Annotated in this window: 16 protein-coding genes and 1 pseudogene; 13 read left to right on the top strand and 4 right to left on the bottom strand. The window is 49.8% G+C overall.

Features of this window, described 5'->3' with window-relative positions:
- Positions 1 to 103 precede the first annotated feature (103 nt).
- The gene (locus AC3WT9_RS06685; protein ID WP_341378475.1) at positions 104 to 991 is read left to right on the top strand and encodes a sugar phosphate isomerase/epimerase family protein; all 888 of its coding nucleotides are present in this window, start codon (positions 104 to 106) and stop codon (positions 989 to 991) included.
- 22 nt (positions 992 to 1,013) lie between these two features.
- Entirely contained in the window at positions 1,014 to 2,060 is a 1,047-nt protein-coding gene (locus tag AC3WT9_RS06680; RefSeq protein ID WP_341378476.1) for a Gfo/Idh/MocA family protein, read from the top strand.
- Positions 2,061 to 2,214: 154 nt separating this feature from the next.
- Here AC3WT9_RS06680 and AC3WT9_RS06675 read toward each other — a convergent pair whose 3' ends face one another.
- Positions 2,215 to 2,421 carry a DUF1657 domain-containing protein gene (locus AC3WT9_RS06675; RefSeq protein ID WP_341092879.1) on the bottom strand — a complete coding sequence of 69 codons (207 nt, stop codon included), beginning with the start codon at positions 2,419 to 2,421 and terminating at the stop codon, positions 2,215 to 2,217.
- Positions 2,422 to 2,620: 199 nt separating this feature from the next.
- On the opposite strand from AC3WT9_RS06675, the gene AC3WT9_RS06670 reads away from it, so the two are divergent.
- The 11 genes and pseudogenes from AC3WT9_RS06670 (at position 2,621) to AC3WT9_RS06620 (ending at position 15,841) form a co-directional block, all read left to right on the top strand.
- Positions 2,621 to 3,481, top strand: a complete 861-nt coding sequence (locus AC3WT9_RS06670; RefSeq protein ID WP_341092880.1) for a DUF421 domain-containing protein — start codon at positions 2,621 to 2,623, stop codon at positions 3,479 to 3,481.
- A gap of 1,059 nt (positions 3,482 to 4,540) precedes the next feature.
- Positions 4,541 to 5,719 (top strand): annotated as a pseudogene (locus AC3WT9_RS06665) (right-handed parallel beta-helix repeat-containing protein); the annotation flags it as partial.
- A 122-nt stretch (positions 5,720 to 5,841) separates the two neighbouring features.
- Positions 5,842 to 6,825: an aldo/keto reductase gene (locus AC3WT9_RS06660; protein WP_341378477.1), complete on the top strand. Its 984-nt coding sequence runs from the start codon at positions 5,842 to 5,844 to the stop codon at positions 6,823 to 6,825.
- A gap of 145 nt (positions 6,826 to 6,970) precedes the next feature.
- A complete protein-coding gene (locus AC3WT9_RS06655) occupies positions 6,971 to 8,419 on the top strand; it encodes a spore germination protein (protein ID WP_341092883.1) in 1,449 nt (482 codons plus the stop codon).
- Positions 8,416 to 9,576 (top strand): Ger(x)C family spore germination protein, encoded by a 1,161-nt coding sequence (locus AC3WT9_RS06650; RefSeq protein WP_341378479.1) that lies wholly within the window; start codon positions 8,416 to 8,418, stop codon positions 9,574 to 9,576. Before AC3WT9_RS06655 ends, AC3WT9_RS06650 begins: the two co-directional genes overlap by 4 nt.
- A gap of 21 nt (positions 9,577 to 9,597) precedes the next feature.
- Entirely contained in the window at positions 9,598 to 10,689 is a 1,092-nt protein-coding gene (locus AC3WT9_RS06645; RefSeq protein ID WP_341092886.1) for a GerAB/ArcD/ProY family transporter, read from the top strand.
- Between the two features lie 94 nt (positions 10,690 to 10,783).
- Positions 10,784 to 11,761 carry an AAA family ATPase gene (locus tag AC3WT9_RS06640; RefSeq protein ID WP_341378480.1) on the top strand — a complete coding sequence of 326 codons (978 nt, stop codon included), beginning with the start codon at positions 10,784 to 10,786 and terminating at the stop codon, positions 11,759 to 11,761.
- A gap of 3 nt (positions 11,762 to 11,764) precedes the next feature.
- Positions 11,765 to 12,853 (top strand): DUF58 domain-containing protein, encoded by a 1,089-nt coding sequence (locus AC3WT9_RS06635; protein WP_341378481.1) that lies wholly within the window; start codon positions 11,765 to 11,767, stop codon positions 12,851 to 12,853.
- Positions 12,850 to 14,175: a hypothetical protein gene (locus tag AC3WT9_RS06630; protein ID WP_341378482.1), complete on the top strand. Its 1,326-nt coding sequence runs from the start codon at positions 12,850 to 12,852 to the stop codon at positions 14,173 to 14,175. Before AC3WT9_RS06635 ends, AC3WT9_RS06630 begins: the two co-directional genes overlap by 4 nt.
- 246 nt (positions 14,176 to 14,421) lie before the next feature.
- A complete protein-coding gene (locus AC3WT9_RS06625) occupies positions 14,422 to 14,829 on the top strand; it encodes a MerR family transcriptional regulator (protein WP_341092892.1) in 408 nt (135 codons plus the stop codon).
- Positions 14,830 to 14,917: 88 nt separating this feature from the next.
- On the top strand, positions 14,918 to 15,841 hold the full coding sequence (locus AC3WT9_RS06620) for an alpha/beta hydrolase (RefSeq protein WP_341378483.1): 924 nt from the start codon (positions 14,918 to 14,920) through the stop codon (positions 15,839 to 15,841).
- A 28-nt stretch (positions 15,842 to 15,869) separates the two neighbouring features.
- Here AC3WT9_RS06620 and AC3WT9_RS06615 read toward each other — a convergent pair whose 3' ends face one another.
- From AC3WT9_RS06615 to AC3WT9_RS06605, 3 genes are all read right to left on the bottom strand, one after another.
- Positions 15,870 to 16,196 carry an AzlD domain-containing protein gene (locus AC3WT9_RS06615; protein WP_341092896.1) on the bottom strand — a complete coding sequence of 109 codons (327 nt, stop codon included), beginning with the start codon at positions 16,194 to 16,196 and terminating at the stop codon, positions 15,870 to 15,872.
- Entirely contained in the window at positions 16,187 to 16,924 is a 738-nt protein-coding gene (locus tag AC3WT9_RS06610) for an AzlC family ABC transporter permease (protein ID WP_341092898.1), read from the bottom strand. Before AC3WT9_RS06610 ends, AC3WT9_RS06615 begins: the two co-directional genes overlap by 10 nt.
- A gap of 286 nt (positions 16,925 to 17,210) precedes the next feature.
- Positions 17,211 to 19,265 (bottom strand): beta-galactosidase, encoded by a 2,055-nt coding sequence (locus tag AC3WT9_RS06605; RefSeq protein ID WP_341092899.1) that lies wholly within the window; start codon positions 19,263 to 19,265, stop codon positions 17,211 to 17,213.
- Positions 19,266 to 19,368 lie beyond the last annotated feature (103 nt).

Genomic DNA, 19,368 nt, shown 5'->3' with positions numbered 1-19,368 from the left:
ATTGAGCTATATTAACACAAGATAAGACGAGAATTCACACCAAATGAGCTATATACTTGATTTGCTGAACTTAATATAAACCAATATTGGAGTGGTACACAAGATGGAAGATACTATGAGAATTGGAACACTGGTTGGTGGGGGAGATGCTGTAAGAGTAATTCCACAAATTATTAGACACGGATTTGAATCCTTCAGTCTTACCTTTTGGCAGACCACCGGAGAGACGAATCTGACAGAAACCGCGGCGCGTGTGCGGGAACTGGCTGCTGAGCATGATTTTGTCATCTCCTCAGTCGGCATATTCGGCAACCCGCTAACCGGTTCCGGCGATAATGCGGATACCCTGGCCAGCTGGGAACGTTTGATTGATCATGCCCATCTGTTCGGCACCGGTATGGTATCCGGGTTCACAGGACGTCTGACAGGGCAGTCAATAGATGAATCAATACCTAAATTCACGCAGGTCTTCGGGGAACTTTCCAAGAGAGCGGCTGACCGGGGGGTTCGAATAGCATTTGAGAACTGCTCGATGGGCGGCAATTGGGACTCCGGAGACTGGAATATTGCGCATAATCCTACAGCCTGGGAAAAGATGTTCAACGCGGTTCCGGCAGATAACCTCGGTTTGGAGTGGGAGCCCTGCCACCAGATGGTCGCCCTGATTGATCCGCTCCCGCAGCTGCGCAAGTGGACGGATAAAATATTCCATGTCCATGGGAAGGATGCTACAATCGCCTGGGACATTGTCAAGGAATACGGCATTCATGGTCCGAAGCCTTATGTATGGCACCGGACCCCGGGTTTTGGAGACACGAACTGGGCTGATGTGATCACGATATTGCGCCAAGCCGGTTACAAAGGTACCATCGACATTGAAGGCTGGCATGACCCGGTATATCGTGATGAGCTGGAGATGACCGGACAAGTTCATGCTCTGAACTATTTGAAACACTGCCGCGGCGGTAGCTTTGTACCCAATCCGGTCTAATACAGAAAGCAGGGAACTACCAATGAGAGCAAAATACCGTGTAGCGATTGCCGGTTGCGGAGGAATGGCCAATGAATGGATCAGCTATGCGTTGAAACGCCCGGAGGTCGAAATCGTTGCCCTAGTAGATATCCGGCTGGAGTCGGCACAGGCTATGGCCGGGAAATATGGGCTTTCCACTCCGGCCTTTACGGAGATACGGCAGGCCATTATAGAAACGGGTGCCAACCTTGTGTTTGACGTCACAGTTCCGTCCAGTCATTATTCTATCGCAAGTACATCACTTGAACTGGAATGTGACGTGTTCAGCGAGAAGCCCTTGGCTGAAACGATAGAGGAGTGTAATGAGATTGTCGCGTTGTCGGAACGTACCGGACGAACACATGCTGTCATGCAGAACCGCAGGTACGATCCGCGCATCCGCTCGCTGCGCGGGCTAATCGAAGCAGGTACGGTCGGCCGGCCGGGTTATATCGGAGCGAGTTTCTTTCTCGCACCCCATTTCGGCGGTTTCCGCGAGGTGATGAGCAGTCCGCTCCTGCTGGACATGGCCATCCACACCTTCGATCAGGCCCGTTTCATCAGCGGAGCTGATCCGGTTACAGTGTACTGCCAGGAATTTAATCCACCCGGCTCCTGGTATGAAGGCCAAGCTGCCGCTATTTGCATCTTCGAAATGTCGGATGGCTCTGTATTTTGCTACCAAGGGTCCTGGTGTGCGGAAGGTGCACCCACCTCTTGGGAAGCGTCGTGGCGGATTCAGGGGGAGAAAGGGGTTATTCTCTGGGATGGTGCAGGCATGCCTTATGCTGAAGTAATCGCAGGTGGTGACCAGTCCGGCAAGTTCATCCGTGACTATGAGCAGGTAGAAGCACAGGCCGTTTCGATGGATGAGACCTTCCATCATGGCTGTCTGGAAGAGATGTTCCTTTCGCTCTCCGAGCAGCGTCCTGCTGAAACAGACTGCAGAGATAACCGCTACAGCATGGCGATGGTATTCGGCGCCCTTGAGAGTGCCAAGACCGGCCGCAAGCTTGAAATTGCTGAGGTCATGAACCGTTCTGCGTAGCAAATGCAGCTTGGGTAGAAGCAGGTGGCAAAGTTGTGCGAACGCTGAACACGCCTGCTGTTGTCGCACAAGTGTTCAAGGAAATAAAGCAGCCGTATCCGCAGACATGTCTGCAAATACGGCTGCTTTTTGTTTATTGAGTAAAGATTACATCCTAGAAGCCTTTGTATTGAGGCTCCTCTTGTTCCAATTCGGTTACTCGTCCTTCAACCTGCTGCACAATTTGCTGCGTCTGTTCCGCCGCACTTGTGAACAAAGTTTTAGCCTGCTCGTTTTGAGTCTCCATCGCGAATTGCTCCAGACTCGCTTGCGCGCTTTTCAGCGATGACAGGCAAGTCTTCACTTGTGAAGATACAGTCATTAGATATTGCCTCCTCTTAGGTAGTTAGCAAACTGAACGAGTCATAGTATCCACAGGTTAAGGTGCAGAAATACAGGAAAAAAATAGTAATTTAAAGCATTGGTCTTTTGGATTAAATAAGAAATTATTTCTTGGTTAGGTCTGCGCCTTTTAACAAATAATGAGCGTGCGGTGATTCTAAACTTAGGAGGTAGTAATCATGCCGGAATGGCTTGAGGTGATTTGGCGGACAATTTTCGCGGTGGTTGTGCTCTTCTTTTTGACAAAGCTGCTGGGGAAGAGACAAGTTTCGCAGCTGTCTTTTTTCGAATATATCACTGGAATTACAGTTGGTAGCTTGGCGGCTTACATATCCCTCGATACCGATAAAACATGGCATTTGGGATTAATTGCGCTGATCGTCTGGGTGGCATTCTCCCTTGGTATCGAGTTTCTGCAAATCAAGAGCAAGAAGGCCAGGGATTTCATTGACTTCAAGTCAACTGTGCTAATCAAAGACGGCAAAATTCTGGAAGGAAATATGAAAAAAGAGCGTTTAACAACTGACGAATTGCTGGAGGAGCTACGGAAGAAGGATGTCTTCAAATTGGCAGATGTTGAATTTGCGATCATGGAATCGGATGGAGCAATTAACGTCCTGCTTACCCGGGAGAATCAGGCGCTGACACCAAAAGATATGGGCATTAAAGTGGCTCCTGAAAAGGAATCACAAGCCGTCATTATGGACGGCAAGATCTTGGATGAACCTTTGGACACGTTGAATCTGTCCCGTGGCTGGCTGCAGGGCCAGCTTGAAAAGCAGGGTTTAACCGCTGAAAATGTATACCTCGGCCAGGTGGATTCCTATGGCGAACTTACCGTGGATCTATATGCGGACAAGGTACAGGTGCCCAAGCCGCAGGATAAACCCCAGCTATACGCACTGCTGAAGAAATGTGAAGCCGATCTGGAACTGTTCAGCCTTTCCACCAACAATAAGGAAGCCAAACAGATGTACGAAGAGTGCTCCGGCAAGCTGCAGACACTTCTGCAAAGTTTGAAACCCTATATCCAAAGCTGAATAGTTTAAGTCCATATAGCCCTAAAAGACGAGCAGGCCAACAAAAACGAATGTTTTTTGTTGGCTTTTCATATGCTCAGCAATATACACCGTGGATGATTATCCCGGTGTTCAATATATCACATAACTGTAATAATCAGGGGTGATGCGATGCCGGGATAGATACTGTGCTGATTTGAAGAAGCGGAAACAGGGATGAATTCGTAAATACCGCAACAGGTACTGAAAGAATATACCCTATTGGAGGTAAATGTTAACGTGAAAATAAAAAAACGATTTGCATTCTCTGCAGTGATTGCGCTTTCGGCTATGCTGGTTCTCGCAGGGGTGGGTGGAAGTATTCCATCTGTTCAAGCGGCAAGCATCTTCAGTGATGATTTTGAATCCGGCAATGCCGGCAGCTGGACCCATACGTCAGGCTCATGGACAGTGGTGCAGGAAGGAAGCTCTCATGTCTATTATCAATCGGGCAATACGGAAGGGCGCTCCTCGGCGGGAAACAGTAGCTGGACTGACTACAGCGTGCAGGCAGATGTTAAAATTGACAACTTTAACGGCACAAACCGCACTTATCTCTGCGGCCGTTATACAGATGGCAATAATTATTATGCGGCTTCGCTATCCAACAGCAATGGAGGTACGCTGGAAATCCGAAAGAAGGTCGGCGGCTCCAGCACTACACTTGCCACTAAAACGGACTTTCCTGTCACTGCCGGTACAGTGTACACGGTTAAGCTAGAGCTAAGCGAAAGCACGATCAACTTTTATGTGAATAATGTCTTGCAACTGAATGCACACGATAACAACTTGACTTCCGGCGGTATCGGACTGGTCGCTTATAAAACAGCAGCCAAGTTCGACAATGTAGTTGTTTCTACTATGGATTCCACGACACCAACTCCTTCACCTACCGCAACTGCAACCGTGGCACCGACGGCTACGGCCAGTCCTACTCCAGCACCATCGGCTACTCCGACAGTTGTACCCACAGCAACAGCAACCGTTACACCAACACCAACCGTTACACCAACACCAACCGTGGCGCCAACAACGGCACCCACTCCGGCAACGGGTTCACTGTATGTCTCACCGAATGGAGCGGCCGGAAATGCCGGAACCATCGGCAGTCCTACGACCCTGGCTTCAGCTATTACCAGAGTAGCCCCGGGAGAGACTATCTATCTGCGCGGGGGAACCTATACTTTTTCCGCTCCAGTGACAATTGAACGGGAGAACAGCGGAAGCACCAGTTTGCGCAAAAATATTGTGGCTTACGGAAACGAAAAACCAGTGCTTGATTTCTTCGCCGAATCCTTTGGGTCTACTGAACGCGGACTGCAGATTTATGGCCATTATTGGAAGGTAAAGGGGCTTGAGATCAAAGGTGCCGGAGATAACGGGATCTTCATTGGCGGCAATTATAATATCATTGAGAATGTAGAAACGCACCATAACCGGGATTCAGGGCTGCAGATTAGCCGCTATTCCTCCTCACTCTCCAATATGAGCGACTGGCCCAGCTATAACCAGATCATCGGAGTATACTCCCACGACAATTTCGACCCGGACAACGGGGAGGATGCTGATGGTTTTGCCGCCAAGCTGACGATTGGACCGGGCAACGTTTTTGACAAGTGTATTGCCGCATGGAATACAGATGACGGCTGGGATTTATATACCAAATCGGAAACAGGCCCGATTGGCGTAGTTACGATCAAGAACAGCATTGCCTACAAAAATGGCCAAACCTCAGATGGAAGCAGCACGGCAAACAGTGACGGTAACGGATTCAAGCTGGGCGGGGAGAAGATTTCTGTGAATCATATTGTGCAGAACAGCATCGCCTTCCAGAATAAAAAACATGGTTTCACCTACAATAGCAATCCGGGCTCCATTCAGCTTACAGGCAATACCTCTTGGAGCAATGGGCAAAGCAATTTTGCTTTTGATACAGGGACACACCAGTTTACCAATAATCTGAGCTTTGCCGGCGGCTCCAGTGACAAAACCAGCGGTACAGATGTTCTCAGCACCAATGTCTGGTGGAAGAGCAATGCCAGCACGAATGCCAAGGGACTGGCCGCGAGCAGTGCCGATTTCGCCAGCTTGACTCCTTCAGTCGTCAGAAATGCGGATGGTTCCTTCACACTCGGCAACTTCCTGAAACTGGCCAGCGGCAGTGATCTCATTGGCTCGGGCACACCAAGCGGCACGAATATCGGAGCTACGCTGCAGTAATCGTTATAGTAGGGAGGGTAAACCGGACTGGGTGGAAGAGCGTTTTTATTTCTCGGTTAACGGCGCTATACTATATTGGAATGGCTATTATTACATTTGGTATAGAGAGGAAGTTGTTGATCTTGGAATATGTGAAACTGGGATCTACCGGTCTGGATGTCTCGCGGGTTTGCCTCGGCTGCATGAGTTATGGCATTCCTGAACGCGGGTCGCATGCCTGGACACTGAATGAGCAGGAGAGTCGTCCGTTTATCCAAAAGGCGCTGGAGCTGGGCATTAATTTCTTTGATACAGCCAATGTATATTCGGACGGAACCAGTGAGGAGATACTTGGGCGGGCGCTGAAGGATTTTGCCTCCCGCGATGAAGTGGTCATTGCCACCAAGGTGCACGGCAGAATGCGGCCGGGACCCAATGGCGGGGGGTTGTCACGCAAAGCGATACTTAGTGAAATTGACCACAGTCTTAAGCGGCTGGGAACGGATTATGTGGACTTGTATCAAATCCACCGCTGGGATAACCAGACGCCTATCGAAGAGACGATGGAGGCCCTGCATGATGTTGTGAAGGCGGGGAAAGCCCGGTATATCGGAGCTTCCTCCATGTATGCCTGGCAGTTTCTCAAGGCGCTGCACGTTGCAGAGCAGCATGGCTGGACCCGTTTTGTCAGCATGCAGAATTATGTGAATTTGCTGTACCGTGAGGAGGAACGGGAAATGCTGCCGCTTTGTGAAGCGGAAGGCATCGGCGTGATTCCCTGGAGTCCGTTGGCCCGCGGCCGCCTTACAAGGGACTGGGAAGAATCGAGCCCCCGCTCCGAGCGCGATGAATTCGCCAAGCAGCTTTATTCACAAATGGAAGAGGCGGACCGGATTGTCGCACTTCGGGTGAAGGAAATCGCCGAGGAACGGGCTGTCCCGCGTGCTCAGGTGGCCTTGGCTTGGGTGCTCCAGAAGAAACCTGTGGCCGCTCCGATTGTCGGAGCCACCAAGATGGCGCACCTGGAGGATGCTGCAGCAGCGGTGTCCCTTCGTCTGACCCCGGAAGAAGTCCGCAGACTGGAAGAACCGTATATCCCGCATCCGGTAATCGGGGGATTGAACTGAATCTTTACCCATGATGCATTAACCTTAAGAGCCTGCTGGTGAGCAGGCTCTTTGTGCTGCGAGCGGAAAGGGAATAGATGCATAACTTCATGAACTATTGGAAAACTAAGTATGATTCTCTAAAGATCAGAGGAGGTGAAGCGAGATGACAGCCAGCATACTGGAGAATATAAAAGAGCAGCTTACAGGATGCAGCGATGCCGTATACCAGTCTATTATCGTATATGGTCATACCTGCATGCTGGTCTATATTCCGTCCATTGTAGATACACTGAGCCTGCAGGAGTTTGTGTCATCACCGCTCAAATCCGAAGCGAATTCCGAACCGGATTGGCCGAATTTTCTGGAACGGCTCGACCGGGGATCTGCTTTTGCCATTCCTTATATTAAGGTATTTGACTCCGATCGGGCGGTAGAGCTGATAGTCAGCGGCAATCCGGTCCTCTGTATCGAAGGGCTGCCCTATTTATATTATTTCGAGATTGCCCACTATCAGAAACGTTCCGTATCGGAATCACAGAACGAGCTGGTTGTCATCGGCCCCCAGGAGGCCTTCATCGAAGATATTGACACCAATTTATCGCTGCTGCGCCACAAGATTAAACATGCCGATCTAAAGACCAAACATTTCTCTATCGGCAAATATACAAAAACCGATGTGTATGTGGTGTATATCGAAGGCCTGTATAAGCCTGAGCTTCTGGCTTCAATAGAAGATACGTTACGCAAAATGTCGATCGACGGTGTACTTGGCATCAGTTATTTGGCAGAGCATATGAAACAGGGGAGCTTCTCGCCTTTTCCCGTGTTCCAGTATACAGAACGCCCTGACTCAGTGGCAGCCTCTTTAATGGAAGGGCGGGTGGGACTGCTGCAGGATGGGACTCCATCCGCTCTGCTGACACCGGTAACTTTGTTCTCACTGCTGCAATCCTCCGAGGATTATTACCAAAGCTTTTATGCTGGCAGCTGGATCCGGCTGGTCCGCTTCTTTTTTTCTATTATATCCATGCTGCTGCCTGCGTTGTATGTTGCGATTACAACCTTTCATTCGCAGATCATTCCTTCTGATCTTTTGATAACCATTGCCGCGGCAAGAGAAAACATCCCTTTCTCTGCCTTGACCGAAGCGCTGATCATGGAGCTGACCTTTGAAGCACTTAGAGAAGCAGGAACCCGGATTCCTAAGCCAGTAGGGCAGACGGTATCCATCATTGGCGGTATCGTAATTGGGCAGGCTGCGGTTCAAGCGGGTATTGTTTCTGCACCGATGGTTATTGTCGTTTCCATTACCGGGATTGCTTCTTATATCATTCCCCATTTGGAGCTGGGTTTGACTTTCAGATTACTGCGTTTTGTGCTCCTGATCCTGGGTGGAACGATGGGGTTATTGGGCGTATTTGTGGCTGCTTTTATGATTTACGGCCATTTGGCCAACCTTAAATCCTTTGGAACTCCTTATTTGCAGCCGGTCGCTCCACTTGTATTACAGGATTGGAAGGATACACTGCTTCGTGTTCCAACCCCGTTCATGAATAAGCGCAGCACCTCCTTTACAGACAGGAAGAATCAAAGGAGACAGAAGCGGCAATGAAACTTATAAAGCAAGCCGTCATTATCCTAATGCTGCTGAATCTGACCGGCTGCTGGTCTAAGGTGGAGCTCGATGAATTGACTTTTATTTATGGATTATATATTGATGTTGGCAAAGAACCCGGAACAGTTGAGGTATCCATCAGCTCACCTCTACCCAATAGGCTGATGTCAGGTACGCAAGCAGGGAGCGGAACCGGAGACGGCAAAGCCTACACTTTGGTCTCAAAGACCGCGCGTACCATTCAGGATGCGACTATCATGATTCAAAAAGATCTTTCACGCCATTTGGAGATCTCCCATATCAAAATTGTCGTGTTGGGAAAGGAATATGCCCAGCAGGGAATCGGGAAGGTGCTGGAATGGTTCGAAAGAAAACCTGAATTTCCCCTGGACACATATATCATGGCTGCTCCCGGGAAAGCCAAAGATATTTTTAAGTTAACTCCTGTGTTCGAACAGAATCCCGACCAGGTGCTGATGAATATTGCGAATGAGAATATCCTGTTCAGTACAAGCGTTAAGGATTGCCTGTTAGCTGAAGCCTCAGATATGGGGTATGCGATGAGTTATCTGTCATTCGGTAAGAAAGAAGAATCAAGCGAGCAAGGGAAAACGGAGTATTGGGCAGGGGTGCAAGGGGTTATGCTGTTCCAGGACGCTAAAATGAAGGGGATTCTGGATGTAAAGCAGAGCAGGGCTTTGGCATGGGGGGCGGGACGTCTGGCCGGAAGATTGGAGCTGCCTGAATATACGATAACCTGGGATGAAGAAGGTAAGGGTTCCGCCAGTGCTATATTCCAAAGCAACTCCGCCTCAAGAACTGTGAAAATGACAAGCGAAGGCCCTGTCTTTCAAATAAAGGTGAAAGGGAGAGCAAGTATTACTTTTCTTGAAGACTCCGAGGGGCGTAGTGCTAATGATCTTAGTCCCTTAATAAAAAGAAAACTGCAGGAGTGGATTGTAAAAGAAATTTCGAATTCGGTCCGGTCTGTTCAAGAGGCACAGGTTGACGTTCTACAGCTTGGAATGGTGGTGGAATGGAAATATCCGAAGGCGTGGAATAAGCTCCGTGAACGCTGGACTGATTATTACGCTAATGCTGAGATTAAGGTAACGGCTGACTTCACAATCGAAGATTTTGGTTCGGAGAGATAAATGAATTTCCAAGGAGACGTTATGACTACATCCAAATGGCAGATGTTCCGCTTTACAGTTGTCTTTCTAGGCTCACAGAGCTCGATGTTTTTGATTCCGGGTTTACTCTCAACCTCAGGCTTCCAGGGCTGGATTCCGATTATTGCAGGCTGTGGGCTCGGAATCATTCCGCTTTTTTGTACGGTTCAGGTGGGGATGCTTAAACCCGGAGAGGTGTGGGTCGATTTTGGCAAGGAGATTATGGGCAAATGGCTGCATGGGGTAATGGTTCTTCTGCTGCTGATCTGGTGTGTTTATTATGTCTCCTTTGATATTGAGAATTTCGTATTGTTCTTCGGTGCAAATTATTTGCGCGGGACACCACCGCTGTTTATTCAGATTGTAATTGGGCTGGTGATTATGTATACGGCATACCTAGGTTTTTCGACGATGGCCTACATGACCGACGGGATATTTCTGATCTTTCTTTTATCCACCGCTTTTAGCTATTATTTGTTTCTGTCCAACGCTGATTTCTCGATGCTTCCTGCTTTGTTTCATTACCCTGATCCAGGCGTTGCCTTCAAGGATTCAATTATGACAACGTCCTGGTACGGAGAATGGGTGGTGTTATTGTTTATTGCCCCGGATATCCAAATCAGCAACAAAATGCTGAAACGGTTGATTGCTGCGGGAATTGCGGTGATGTTGACCGTACTCATTATCTGGGTGATGACCATACTGAATTTTGGCCCGCATTTTGGCAAGGAGCTTCAATTTCCTTATTTGCAATTGATCCGCAGTACTTCACATGATGATTTAAAGGGCAATTCGGACCCGCTGCTCATCGGGCTTTGGTCTGCTTCGATGTTTATACACAGCGCTTTTTTGATATATGTAGCGCATAAATGTGCTTTGTACTTGACCAAGCAGAAAGCAAAAAAAGTGATGATCCCTTTCCTGACGATCGGTTCGATCACAATTGCCTATCTGTATTCGCTCAATGTCACTCAATTCAACAAGAATTACAATGCCTTTGGCACTGTGATTATTTGGCTGATTGTGGAATGCATCCCCGTGTATTACTTCATTGTTGCTTTCATCCGCTCCAAGATAAGTACGGCGTCCACATAACCGCAGGAGACTTATCTATTATAAATTGGAGGCGCTTTCTGGTATGATTAGGAATTAATACATACCACTAAAGCGATGGGATGGTGCCTGATTTATGAATCTTCAAGAAGCAACTCAATTAATAGAATCGATAAGAGTCAATCTGGCTAAAGTTATTGTCGGCAAAGAGGAAGGTGTGAACCTTCTGCTGACAGCATTGCTCGCCAATGGACATGTGCTGCTGGAGGATGTTCCCGGCACAGGTAAAACACTGCTCGCCAAAACACTGGCCCGCTCGCTGGACTGCACGTTTAAGCGGATTCAGTTCACTCCGGACTTATTGCCCTCTGACTTAAGCGGAATCAATTACTATAATCAGAAGACCGGTGAGTTTCAATTCCGTCCGGGCCCGGTATTCGCCGGCATTCTCTTGGCTGATGAGATCAACCGGGCCACGCCGCGGACCCAGTCCAGCCTGCTGGAATGCATGGAGGAGCGGCAGATTACGATCGATGGTGTGACCCATGAGCTGGAAGCGCCGTTCCTCGTCATTGCAACACAGAATCCGGTTGACAGTCAGGGGACTTTCCCGCTGCCTGAAGCGCAGCTTGACCGATTTCTGATGCGGATCATGACCGGCTATCCAACCTTTGAGCAAGGGGTTCATATTCTACAGCGGTTCCGCCAGAACAATCCGCTTGATCACACGACTGCGGTAGCAACCGCCCGGCAGATTCAAGAGATTCAGCAGCTTACGGCTGCAGTGAATGTCAGTGACGATTTGCTGGCTTATATGATCCGGATCGTCGAAGCGACCCGCACTGCACCGGGGGTCAAGCTGGGAGCCAGCCCGCGGGCTGGCTTCGCCTTGCTGCGTGCTTCCCAGGGGTATGCAATGATTCAAGGCAGGAATTATGTGATTCCGGATGATATCAAGGCAGTGGCAGTTCCCGTCCTTGCCCACCGGCTGGTGCTGCAGCGCGGCCCGGGGTCCCGGGAGGGGCAAGCGGTAGAGCTGGTGCTCCAGAAGCTGCGCGAAGTGGAGGTGCCGGCAGAGCCGCTCCCGGCTACAAGCGGCGGAAGGGTGGAGTAAGAAATGGCACTGCCCTGGTTCATCCTCAGCACGCTCCTGCTGCTGCTGTTGATTTCTGCTGTCTATCAGCGGCATGCGCTGAAGAAAGTCAGCTACACCCGCTATTTCTCGGCCAAAACCGCTTATGAAGGAGAGCAGGTGGAGATGGTTGAGGAGATAGCCAACAATAAGCTGCTCCCATTGCCCTGGCTGCGGCTGGAGTCCAGCATAGCCCGGGGTCTGGAGTTCGGCAGCCAGGAGAATCTCGGTGTCAGCAGCGGGGAGATTTATCAGAACCACGTAAGTATGTTTTTTCTGAGGTCTTACCGCCATATCAAACGTCGCCATCAAGTCCGTTGTCAGCAAAGAGGCTTGTTCAAGCTGGAAAGCGTCACGATGACCACCGGAGACCTCTTTGGCATGAGCCGGAACAGCAAGGCGTTTTCCCTGCAATTGGAACTGCTGGTTTATCCGGAGATTATAGACCTTTATGAGCTACCTCTGCCGATACACAGCTGGCTGGGAGAACTGCCGGTCAAAAGATGGATTATTGAAGATCCTTTTCTGACGGCCGGAACCCGAGAGTACAGTCAAGGGGATTCGCTTGCATCTATTAACTGGAAGGCAACGGCCAGAACCGGGCATATGCAGGTGCATCAAAAAGATTACACCGCCGATTCCCGGCTGTTCCTCTGTCTGAATGTTGAGATCAGTGACTCCATGTGGAGAACCGTTACAGATAAGGAACGGATTGAGCTGGGAATCCGTTATGCAGCGACGATAGCAGAATATGCAGTAGGGCACGGGATCGACACCGGGCTGCTTAGCAACGGGAGAATGGACGGTGGAGGTGAGCGGGAGCCGGTGACTGCAGACCCGATGGGCCAACTTGAGGATGTACTGGGGCTCTTGGCCCGGCTGAACCTGGACAGGACGCTGCCTATGTCAAGACTACTGGAGTTAGTAGCTGAAGAAGGGCATAAAGATAATGATTATCTGATTATTACCTGTCACCGGGGCCCAGAGCTTGAGCTGGCAGCTGAGCAGTTAAGACTGCTGGGAAATGGAGTGGAATGGCTCGACATTCCGAATGAGGGGAGAGAGTGTGCATGAACACTGCTAGAGGTCCCCGAATGAAAGTGTCTATGACTTTATGGCTGGCCTGTCTCATAGAATGGCTTCTATTTCTTCCGGTATGGGTTCTGCTTCAAAGCTACCAGCAGTCCGGGCAGGCTGTCCTTCCATGGATGTACATTCTGCCTCTCCTGGCGCTGGCCGGGGTGCTGCTGCGGCATTTATGCAACCGGAAGTGGAAGCAGCTGCTTTCCGCTCTTCTACTGGGGGTGGCGTCAGGATTTTTATTCGGTGAATTGTCCATTTTTGCACTTCCTTTTATTGCTTGCAGCGTGTTGTTTGCTTATCTGGGGATGACTGCCGCTTCCCGGAATAACCGGAATGGAATGTACATTGCCGGAATTGCCGTTTATTTTACAGCTACAATCATCAATACCCGGATTCCTGTACTTGAGTCCAACCTGTCCTTGTTAACCTGGTGTGGAAGTCTGTGTCTGGTATTAGTACTGTTGGATACGAATACCAGCTTTCTTCGCTACAGCTCTTTTGCCGGTGAATCTGCGCGCCTGCCTGCAGGGATAAGACGGCATAACCGGATGTTTGTCCTGCTGTTTATTGTCGTGGCCGGCTTGCTTGCGGCAGGCGGGGGCAAAGCTGTAGGCATGCTTCTATGGAATACAGTCCGGATGTTTTTGAACTGGATCATCGCCTTGTTTAACGGAACAGAGGAGCCGATTCAGCCTGAAGCTGCTCCTCCGGCGCAGCCACTAGAGCTGCCTCCGGCCGAGACTCATGAACCGGGTTTGCTGGCAATGATCTTCGAAGTCTTGTTTTATGCCATTGGAGCGGCGGCAATTCTAGCTTTGCTTTATTATGGCTTGCGTTGGCTTTACAGAAATACAGGCGGAGTGCTGCGCAGAGCACTGGATGCCCTGCTGTCCATGCTGCGGAGAGAAACGCCGCAGGAGCATCATGCCTTTCAGGATGAAGAAGAGAGCATCTTCGCCTGGGGAAAGACTGTGCAAGGCATTCGGGATTACTGGAGCAGCCGGTTGAAGCTGCGTAGACACAGTGACCGCTGGGAAGGAATGGATGGAGGCCGTGAGCGGGTACGCTGGATGTATCGCCATTGGCTTAACGGCAATCGGAACGAAGGATATGAAGTAAAAGGATTTCTTACTCCACAAGAGACGGGAGCGGATGTGGAGGAATGGACTGGTGGGAAGAACCGCCGCCGTAATGGAGACAGTAATACCCCGGCAGTTCCTGAAGGTTTGCTTAGGCTTTACAATCAGGCGAGATACGGAGAGGAGGAGCCGCAGGCAGCTGAAGTTTCAGCTTTGAAGGACCGGCTGAAATAAATCTCATATATAGATTGAACTTGAGAATTACATGTAGGGAAAAGTGGCGGAGGGGAATTTTGGAACTGCAGGAGCGACAGCGTCCGCCTTTAGGTTTGGATTTCTACCGCGATTCGCGGTTATTTCAGGAAATCCAAACCTAACAGCGGCCGGAAGTCCAAACATTCTCTGTAGTCACGGTCATTCCCAAAATAGAAGAATTATAAGTTCAGTCTATATAGTTGGATACGGAGAGGAGTGGAGAGGATGGCCCGATATTTGCGCGGGGAGCTGGCAAAAGAGGCTAACGTGAATATTGAAACGCTTAGATATTATGAGAAGCACGGGTTGCTTCCGGCACCACAGCGGACGGCATCCGGTTACCGGCAATATACGCAAGAGACATTGAATCGAATCGTCTTTATCCAGAATGCCAAGTCTTGCGGGTTTACGCTGAGAGAGATCAAGAAGGCACTGGTGAAGTCGGCAGACGGAAGTATCGGGATCGCTGATTTTATCGCAGTTATTGAGCAGAAAGTCATTAGCATTGACCTCGAAATATCAAAGCGGGAAAAGACGAAGGCGCTGTTAGGCGATCTGAAGAGCAACCTCGAATCTGCCGAGAGACATCCGGGGGTGCAGGAAACCTTGCATATTCTTAAGATGGAGCCATAAAGAACCTAGAATACAGATTGCCTCTTGACTGCGTACCATACTACAGGGTTTACAATCCAGACAAAACCTTGTAGGAGGAATGAATAGGATGCAGACACCGATCGAACAGCTTCAAGCTATGAAAAGCTTCTTAAAACAAACAGGAAGCAGTTTAGGAAAGCCGGCAGAGCAAATTCGTTCTGAAATGGCCGAAGCTGCCAAGCAATTGCCGGCGCTTCCGGGTGATGTTCAAGTGAAGAGAGTAACGATCCAGCAGTTCGCTGCTGAATGGGTCATCGCTCCTTGCATTGAAGCGGAAGGAAGAAAACGAGCAATCCTATATTTTCACGGAGGAGGGTTTATCTCCGGGAACTGTGAGATCTATCGTGATCTGGCAGCAAGATTATCTGCAGCCTGCAGTGTTCCTGTACTTACAGTGGAATATCGGCTTGCCCCGGAGCATCGTTATCCGGCCGCAAATGAAGATTGCCTCAATGCATACCGCTGGATGCTGGCGGAGGGATATTCGCCGGATGACATTATCCTTGGCGGCGATTCGGTAGGGGCCACTCTGGCTTTGATGACAATGATCAGTGTGCGGGATGCAGGGGAGAAGCTGCCTGCAGGGGCGTTTCTGCTCTCGCCGCATAGTGATCTCGTACATTTGGACGGATATTCTTATGATAGTTTGGCTGATTCAGATCCTACGGGGAGCCGGGAGGGCAATCAGAGAATTCTGGAGGATTACTTAGGAGGTTCTTCCGGGGAGAAGCCAGCGATACTCTCTCCGTTACGGCTCAATCTGCACGGTTTGCCCCATCTGTACATTCAGGTTGGCGATCAAGAAGTGCTGCTCAGTGATGCGGAACGTTTGGCCGATCGCGCACGTGCTGCTGGAGTAGAGGTTACACTGGAAGTATGGAAGAACATGTGGAGTGTATTTCAATTCATGGCCGCCCTGCTGCCCGAAGCGCAGCAGGCGATCATGAACATCGGCAGCCATACAGGGAGAATCTGGGGAAAAAACAGCTAACTTGCCTGATAACAGCAATCACGAGGAGTTACAGTAACAAGCGCAGAAGCATGAGTGAGAGAACCCCGGTAAGCACGGTTCCCAGCAAACTGCGCGTCTTTATGGCCACCCAGAAGGTGGGCAAGGCGGCGATCAGTTCCACATTCGATGACAGTGAAGTGAATTTGCCTTCCTTAATGAACAGCTCCTGGGCGACGAGCGCTGACATAATCGCAATGGGTACATAACTCAACCAGCGCATCCCCCATTCGGGAATGGTGATCCGGCTTAGCAGCATCATCGGAAGTACCCGCGGAATGAACGTAACCAATGCGGCTCCGAAGATAATCAAGAAGATATCCAGTCTTATTTCCATTTTTGCATTACCAACCCTATCGTAGGTGCAATTAGAGCTGCAGCGATCACACCGAAATTAGGCGACCACAGGATGGAGACACCGACCGTAACCACTACGGCAATAGCTCCTACAATAAGATCCAGTGCATATTTGTTTCTACTAAGTATGGTCAGTACCAGTAGTCCGATGAACATAGCCGGAAGCGCGAAATCCAGTCCCCACTGCTCCGGGCTTGAGATCCACTGTCCCAGAACAGCACCTGCGAGGTTCGCGAACAACCAATTCAGGTAGGCGGTGACATTAAGTCCATGCATCCATTTCTCGCTGATGTGTTTTTTTCTCGCACTCTCCTGAATGGCGACACCAAAGGTTTCATCGGTTAAGAGTGCGCCTATCAGCAGGTTTCTCATGGGTGTGAGGTGGCGGAAATAAGGGGACAACGCAGCACTTAACAGCAGGTGGCGCAGATTCACAAGCAGGATCGTAATGATGATGCTGGCCCCCGTGCTTCCTGCGGCTATCATTCCCGCCGCGATGAATTGGGCGGAACCGGCGTAGAGAATGATGGAAATCATAGCTATTTCAGCGATGGAAAGACCGGCCGTTTTCTCGACAACCCCGGCGGCAAAGCCGATACTTAAATATCCGAGCAAAGTGGGGATACAATCCTTAACTCCCTGCAGGAAGCTTTCCTCCTTGCCCTGTACGTCAATAGTTTCTGACGCCTGTACAGGCTCCAGTTTCATGGTTGCTCCTCCTTTTTATCAATGGAATCATCAAGATGAAATAAAAACAGATTATATTAATATCTAACAATTAACGGTGGTTTGCAAGGGTATTTTTTCTGTAATATCTGATAATGAATCGGCTTGAGGCATACATGAGGCATTGGGGAACAAGAAAGTCAGCGAAGAAGTGATTGATGGAGAGATCATCTGTTTGCTTCAAGTAATGTAATCTGTGCACTAACTTCACGAAAAAGTCCCGCTGCAAAACTATCTGCAGCGGGACTTTCTACTTGAATTAATCCTCTTATTTGAGCACCAGCACACCGAACCCTTCCATACTGTAGGTTCCCGAAATGTTTTCTCCTGTCAGTAAATCTGTTCTCTGTTCTTTGAGTGAGATCACTGCAGGCTCTTCGCTGTAGTTCAGCAGGAAGGTGAGGCTGGCGGATTCGCCTTGACGAATTTGCAGCTCGACCTCACTTGGCAGCTCCAGCCAATGTTCAGCCGGTGAACGTAGATTTAGAGCACCAATGATTCTTGTCGCAGCTTCTTCATTGAATACAGCTCCGTAATACCACACCTCACCTTTACCGCGGAGATTTCGGGTAACGGCCGGTTTTCCTTTATAATAATCGGAAGCGTACGTCGCCATGACTTCCACGCTGTCTTCTTCCACGTGAAGGATATCGTTAAAAGCGTCGGCTCCCGTCAGTGCTTCAGGTTCTTCAGTCCAACTGATAAAGGTGGGACGCCGTGTACCTTTAACAACAGTGAATTCTTCCACTGTTACCCCGCAGAGCTGTCTTGCCGCCCCGGGAAAAGGCCGCATATAGCAATGTCCGCGCTTATCCTTGTATCCGGTCCGGCAACCGAAGATCAGTTTCCCGCCTTGCTGCACATATTCATCCAACAATGCCGCTGTTTCATCTGTCATGATGGCCGGATGCGGGTAGACCAGCACTTGATAACGGGCTAGTTCCTCTACGGTTGTAGTGCGGCCCAAGTAGATTATATCACTGGGAATATGCTGCCGCTGCAGAGCTTTGAACCATTCCTTGTTGCTCTGCCACATGAAAGGACCGTGCCAGACATCATATTCACCGTCCCATTCATTGTCATAATCCCGCAGAATGGCTACTGTGGCCTCAGCATGTGTCCCGATGATCTCTTTGCCGGATGCCGCCAGCTCCTGGCCGATGCGCGCCGCTTCCCGGACTCTCCGGTTGGGCTGATTATGGTAATCATTGAGGCCATGCCAATAGATCTCATTGCCCATGGTTGCCGTTCTCCAGCGGAAGTACAGCACCATATCTGCGCCATGGGCGATGGATTGGTATGTCCAAAGCCGCATCTGCCCCGGTTTAGGTGAGGGCATGTCCATGCGGTTCACCCAGCCGCCTGGACCGGATTGTTGTTCCATGATGCAGAAGTTGGGGCTGATGGAACGCACAACACTGAGGGACAGGCTCCAGCTCCGGTCACCCAGAGGATTTCGTTCAGCAGGATCAGTATGAATGCTGGAGAACTGAGGGTATGAATCATAGCTAAAAAAGTCCAGCAGCTCATTACTCATTTGATGACTGTCCAAATGGCCGAATAACCCGTTCGTCGTAACCCATTGATCCGGCGCAGCTGCACGGATAATGTCGGCCTGATTCTTGGCAAACGAAATCGTATTATCAGAGATAAACCGCTTCTCGTCCAGCGCCTGATGCGGATTAGGCTGTCTTGGGACCGGGGTAGGGCGTGGTAAAAAGACCTGAGACCAGTTAGTGTAGCTCTGATTCCAGAAGACTGAACCCCAAGCCTCATTCAGTTTTTCCAAGGAGCCATATTTATCTTGCAGCCACTTCCGGAAAGACTTGTGATCACTTTCGGAATAGAATTCACTGATCTCGCAGTTCAGCTCGTTGTCGATCTGCCAGCCGGTTACTCCAGGGTGATTGCCATAATGTGCTGCAAGCTGAGCTACAATCCGGGCGCATAACTCGCGGTATTTGGGGCTGCTGTAATTGTAATGCCGGCGCATGCCATGCTGGAGCGTAACACCTTCATAAGTCACATTAAGTACTTCCGGGTATCGTTCGGTAAGCCAGGCAGGAGGCGTAGCCGTCGGTGTACCCAACACCACCTTGAGTCCATGGCGGTAAGCCAGATCAATGGCGCGGTCGAACAGTTCAAACTGATACACGCCTTCTTCCGGTTCAAAAATGGACCAGGCGAATTCACCCATACGGACAATCGTGAAGCCTGTTTCCACCATCCGGCGGTAATCATCTTCCCACATCTCTTCCGGCCAATGCTCGGGGTAATAACATACGCCCAGCTCGAACCGATCTGCTGCTACTGGTTTCTTCATAGGTTCCTCCAAGTGTAAAATTATGCTTTGAATATTCTACAAATCCATTGTATTATCAGGTACATGAAAACTGATATAACATAATATTGCTATTATATGACTA

The organism is Paenibacillus sp. EB106-06-01-XG199, assembly GCF_058791575.1.
The sequence above is the reverse complement of the archived record's forward strand: the minus strand, read 5'-3'. Positions and strand labels throughout refer to the sequence as shown.

What these genes read in the sequence shown, in the direction of transcription:
- AC3WT9_RS06685 (WP_341378475.1), top strand. Translation starts at nt 104, where the DNA reads ATGGAAGATACTATGAGAATTGGAACACTGGTTGGTGGGGGAGATGCT.
- AC3WT9_RS06680 (WP_341378476.1), top strand. Translation starts at nt 1,014, where the DNA reads ATGAGAGCAAAATACCGTGTAGCGATTGCCGGTTGCGGAGGAATGGCC.
- AC3WT9_RS06675 (WP_341092879.1), bottom strand. Translation starts at nt 2,421, where the DNA reads ATGACTGTATCTTCACAAGTGAAGACTTGCCTGTCATCGCTGAAAAGC.
- AC3WT9_RS06670 (WP_341092880.1), top strand. Translation starts at nt 2,621, where the DNA reads ATGCCGGAATGGCTTGAGGTGATTTGGCGGACAATTTTCGCGGTGGTT.
- AC3WT9_RS06655 (WP_341092883.1), top strand. Translation starts at nt 6,971, where the DNA reads ATGACAGCCAGCATACTGGAGAATATAAAAGAGCAGCTTACAGGATGC.
- AC3WT9_RS06650 (WP_341378479.1), top strand. Translation starts at nt 8,416, where the DNA reads ATGAAACTTATAAAGCAAGCCGTCATTATCCTAATGCTGCTGAATCTG.
- AC3WT9_RS06645 (WP_341092886.1), top strand. Translation starts at nt 9,598, where the DNA reads ATGACTACATCCAAATGGCAGATGTTCCGCTTTACAGTTGTCTTTCTA.
- AC3WT9_RS06640 (WP_341378480.1), top strand. Translation starts at nt 10,784, where the DNA reads ATGAATCTTCAAGAAGCAACTCAATTAATAGAATCGATAAGAGTCAAT.
- AC3WT9_RS06635 (WP_341378481.1), top strand. Translation starts at nt 11,765, where the DNA reads ATGGCACTGCCCTGGTTCATCCTCAGCACGCTCCTGCTGCTGCTGTTG.
- AC3WT9_RS06630 (WP_341378482.1), top strand. Translation starts at nt 12,850, where the DNA reads ATGAACACTGCTAGAGGTCCCCGAATGAAAGTGTCTATGACTTTATGG.
- AC3WT9_RS06625 (WP_341092892.1), top strand. Translation starts at nt 14,422, where the DNA reads ATGGCCCGATATTTGCGCGGGGAGCTGGCAAAAGAGGCTAACGTGAAT.
- AC3WT9_RS06620 (WP_341378483.1), top strand. Translation starts at nt 14,918, where the DNA reads ATGCAGACACCGATCGAACAGCTTCAAGCTATGAAAAGCTTCTTAAAA.
- AC3WT9_RS06615 (WP_341092896.1), bottom strand. Translation starts at nt 16,196, where the DNA reads ATGGAAATAAGACTGGATATCTTCTTGATTATCTTCGGAGCCGCATTG.
- AC3WT9_RS06610 (WP_341092898.1), bottom strand. Translation starts at nt 16,924, where the DNA reads ATGAAACTGGAGCCTGTACAGGCGTCAGAAACTATTGACGTACAGGGC.
- AC3WT9_RS06605 (WP_341092899.1), bottom strand. Translation starts at nt 19,265, where the DNA reads ATGAAGAAACCAGTAGCAGCAGATCGGTTCGAGCTGGGCGTATGTTAT.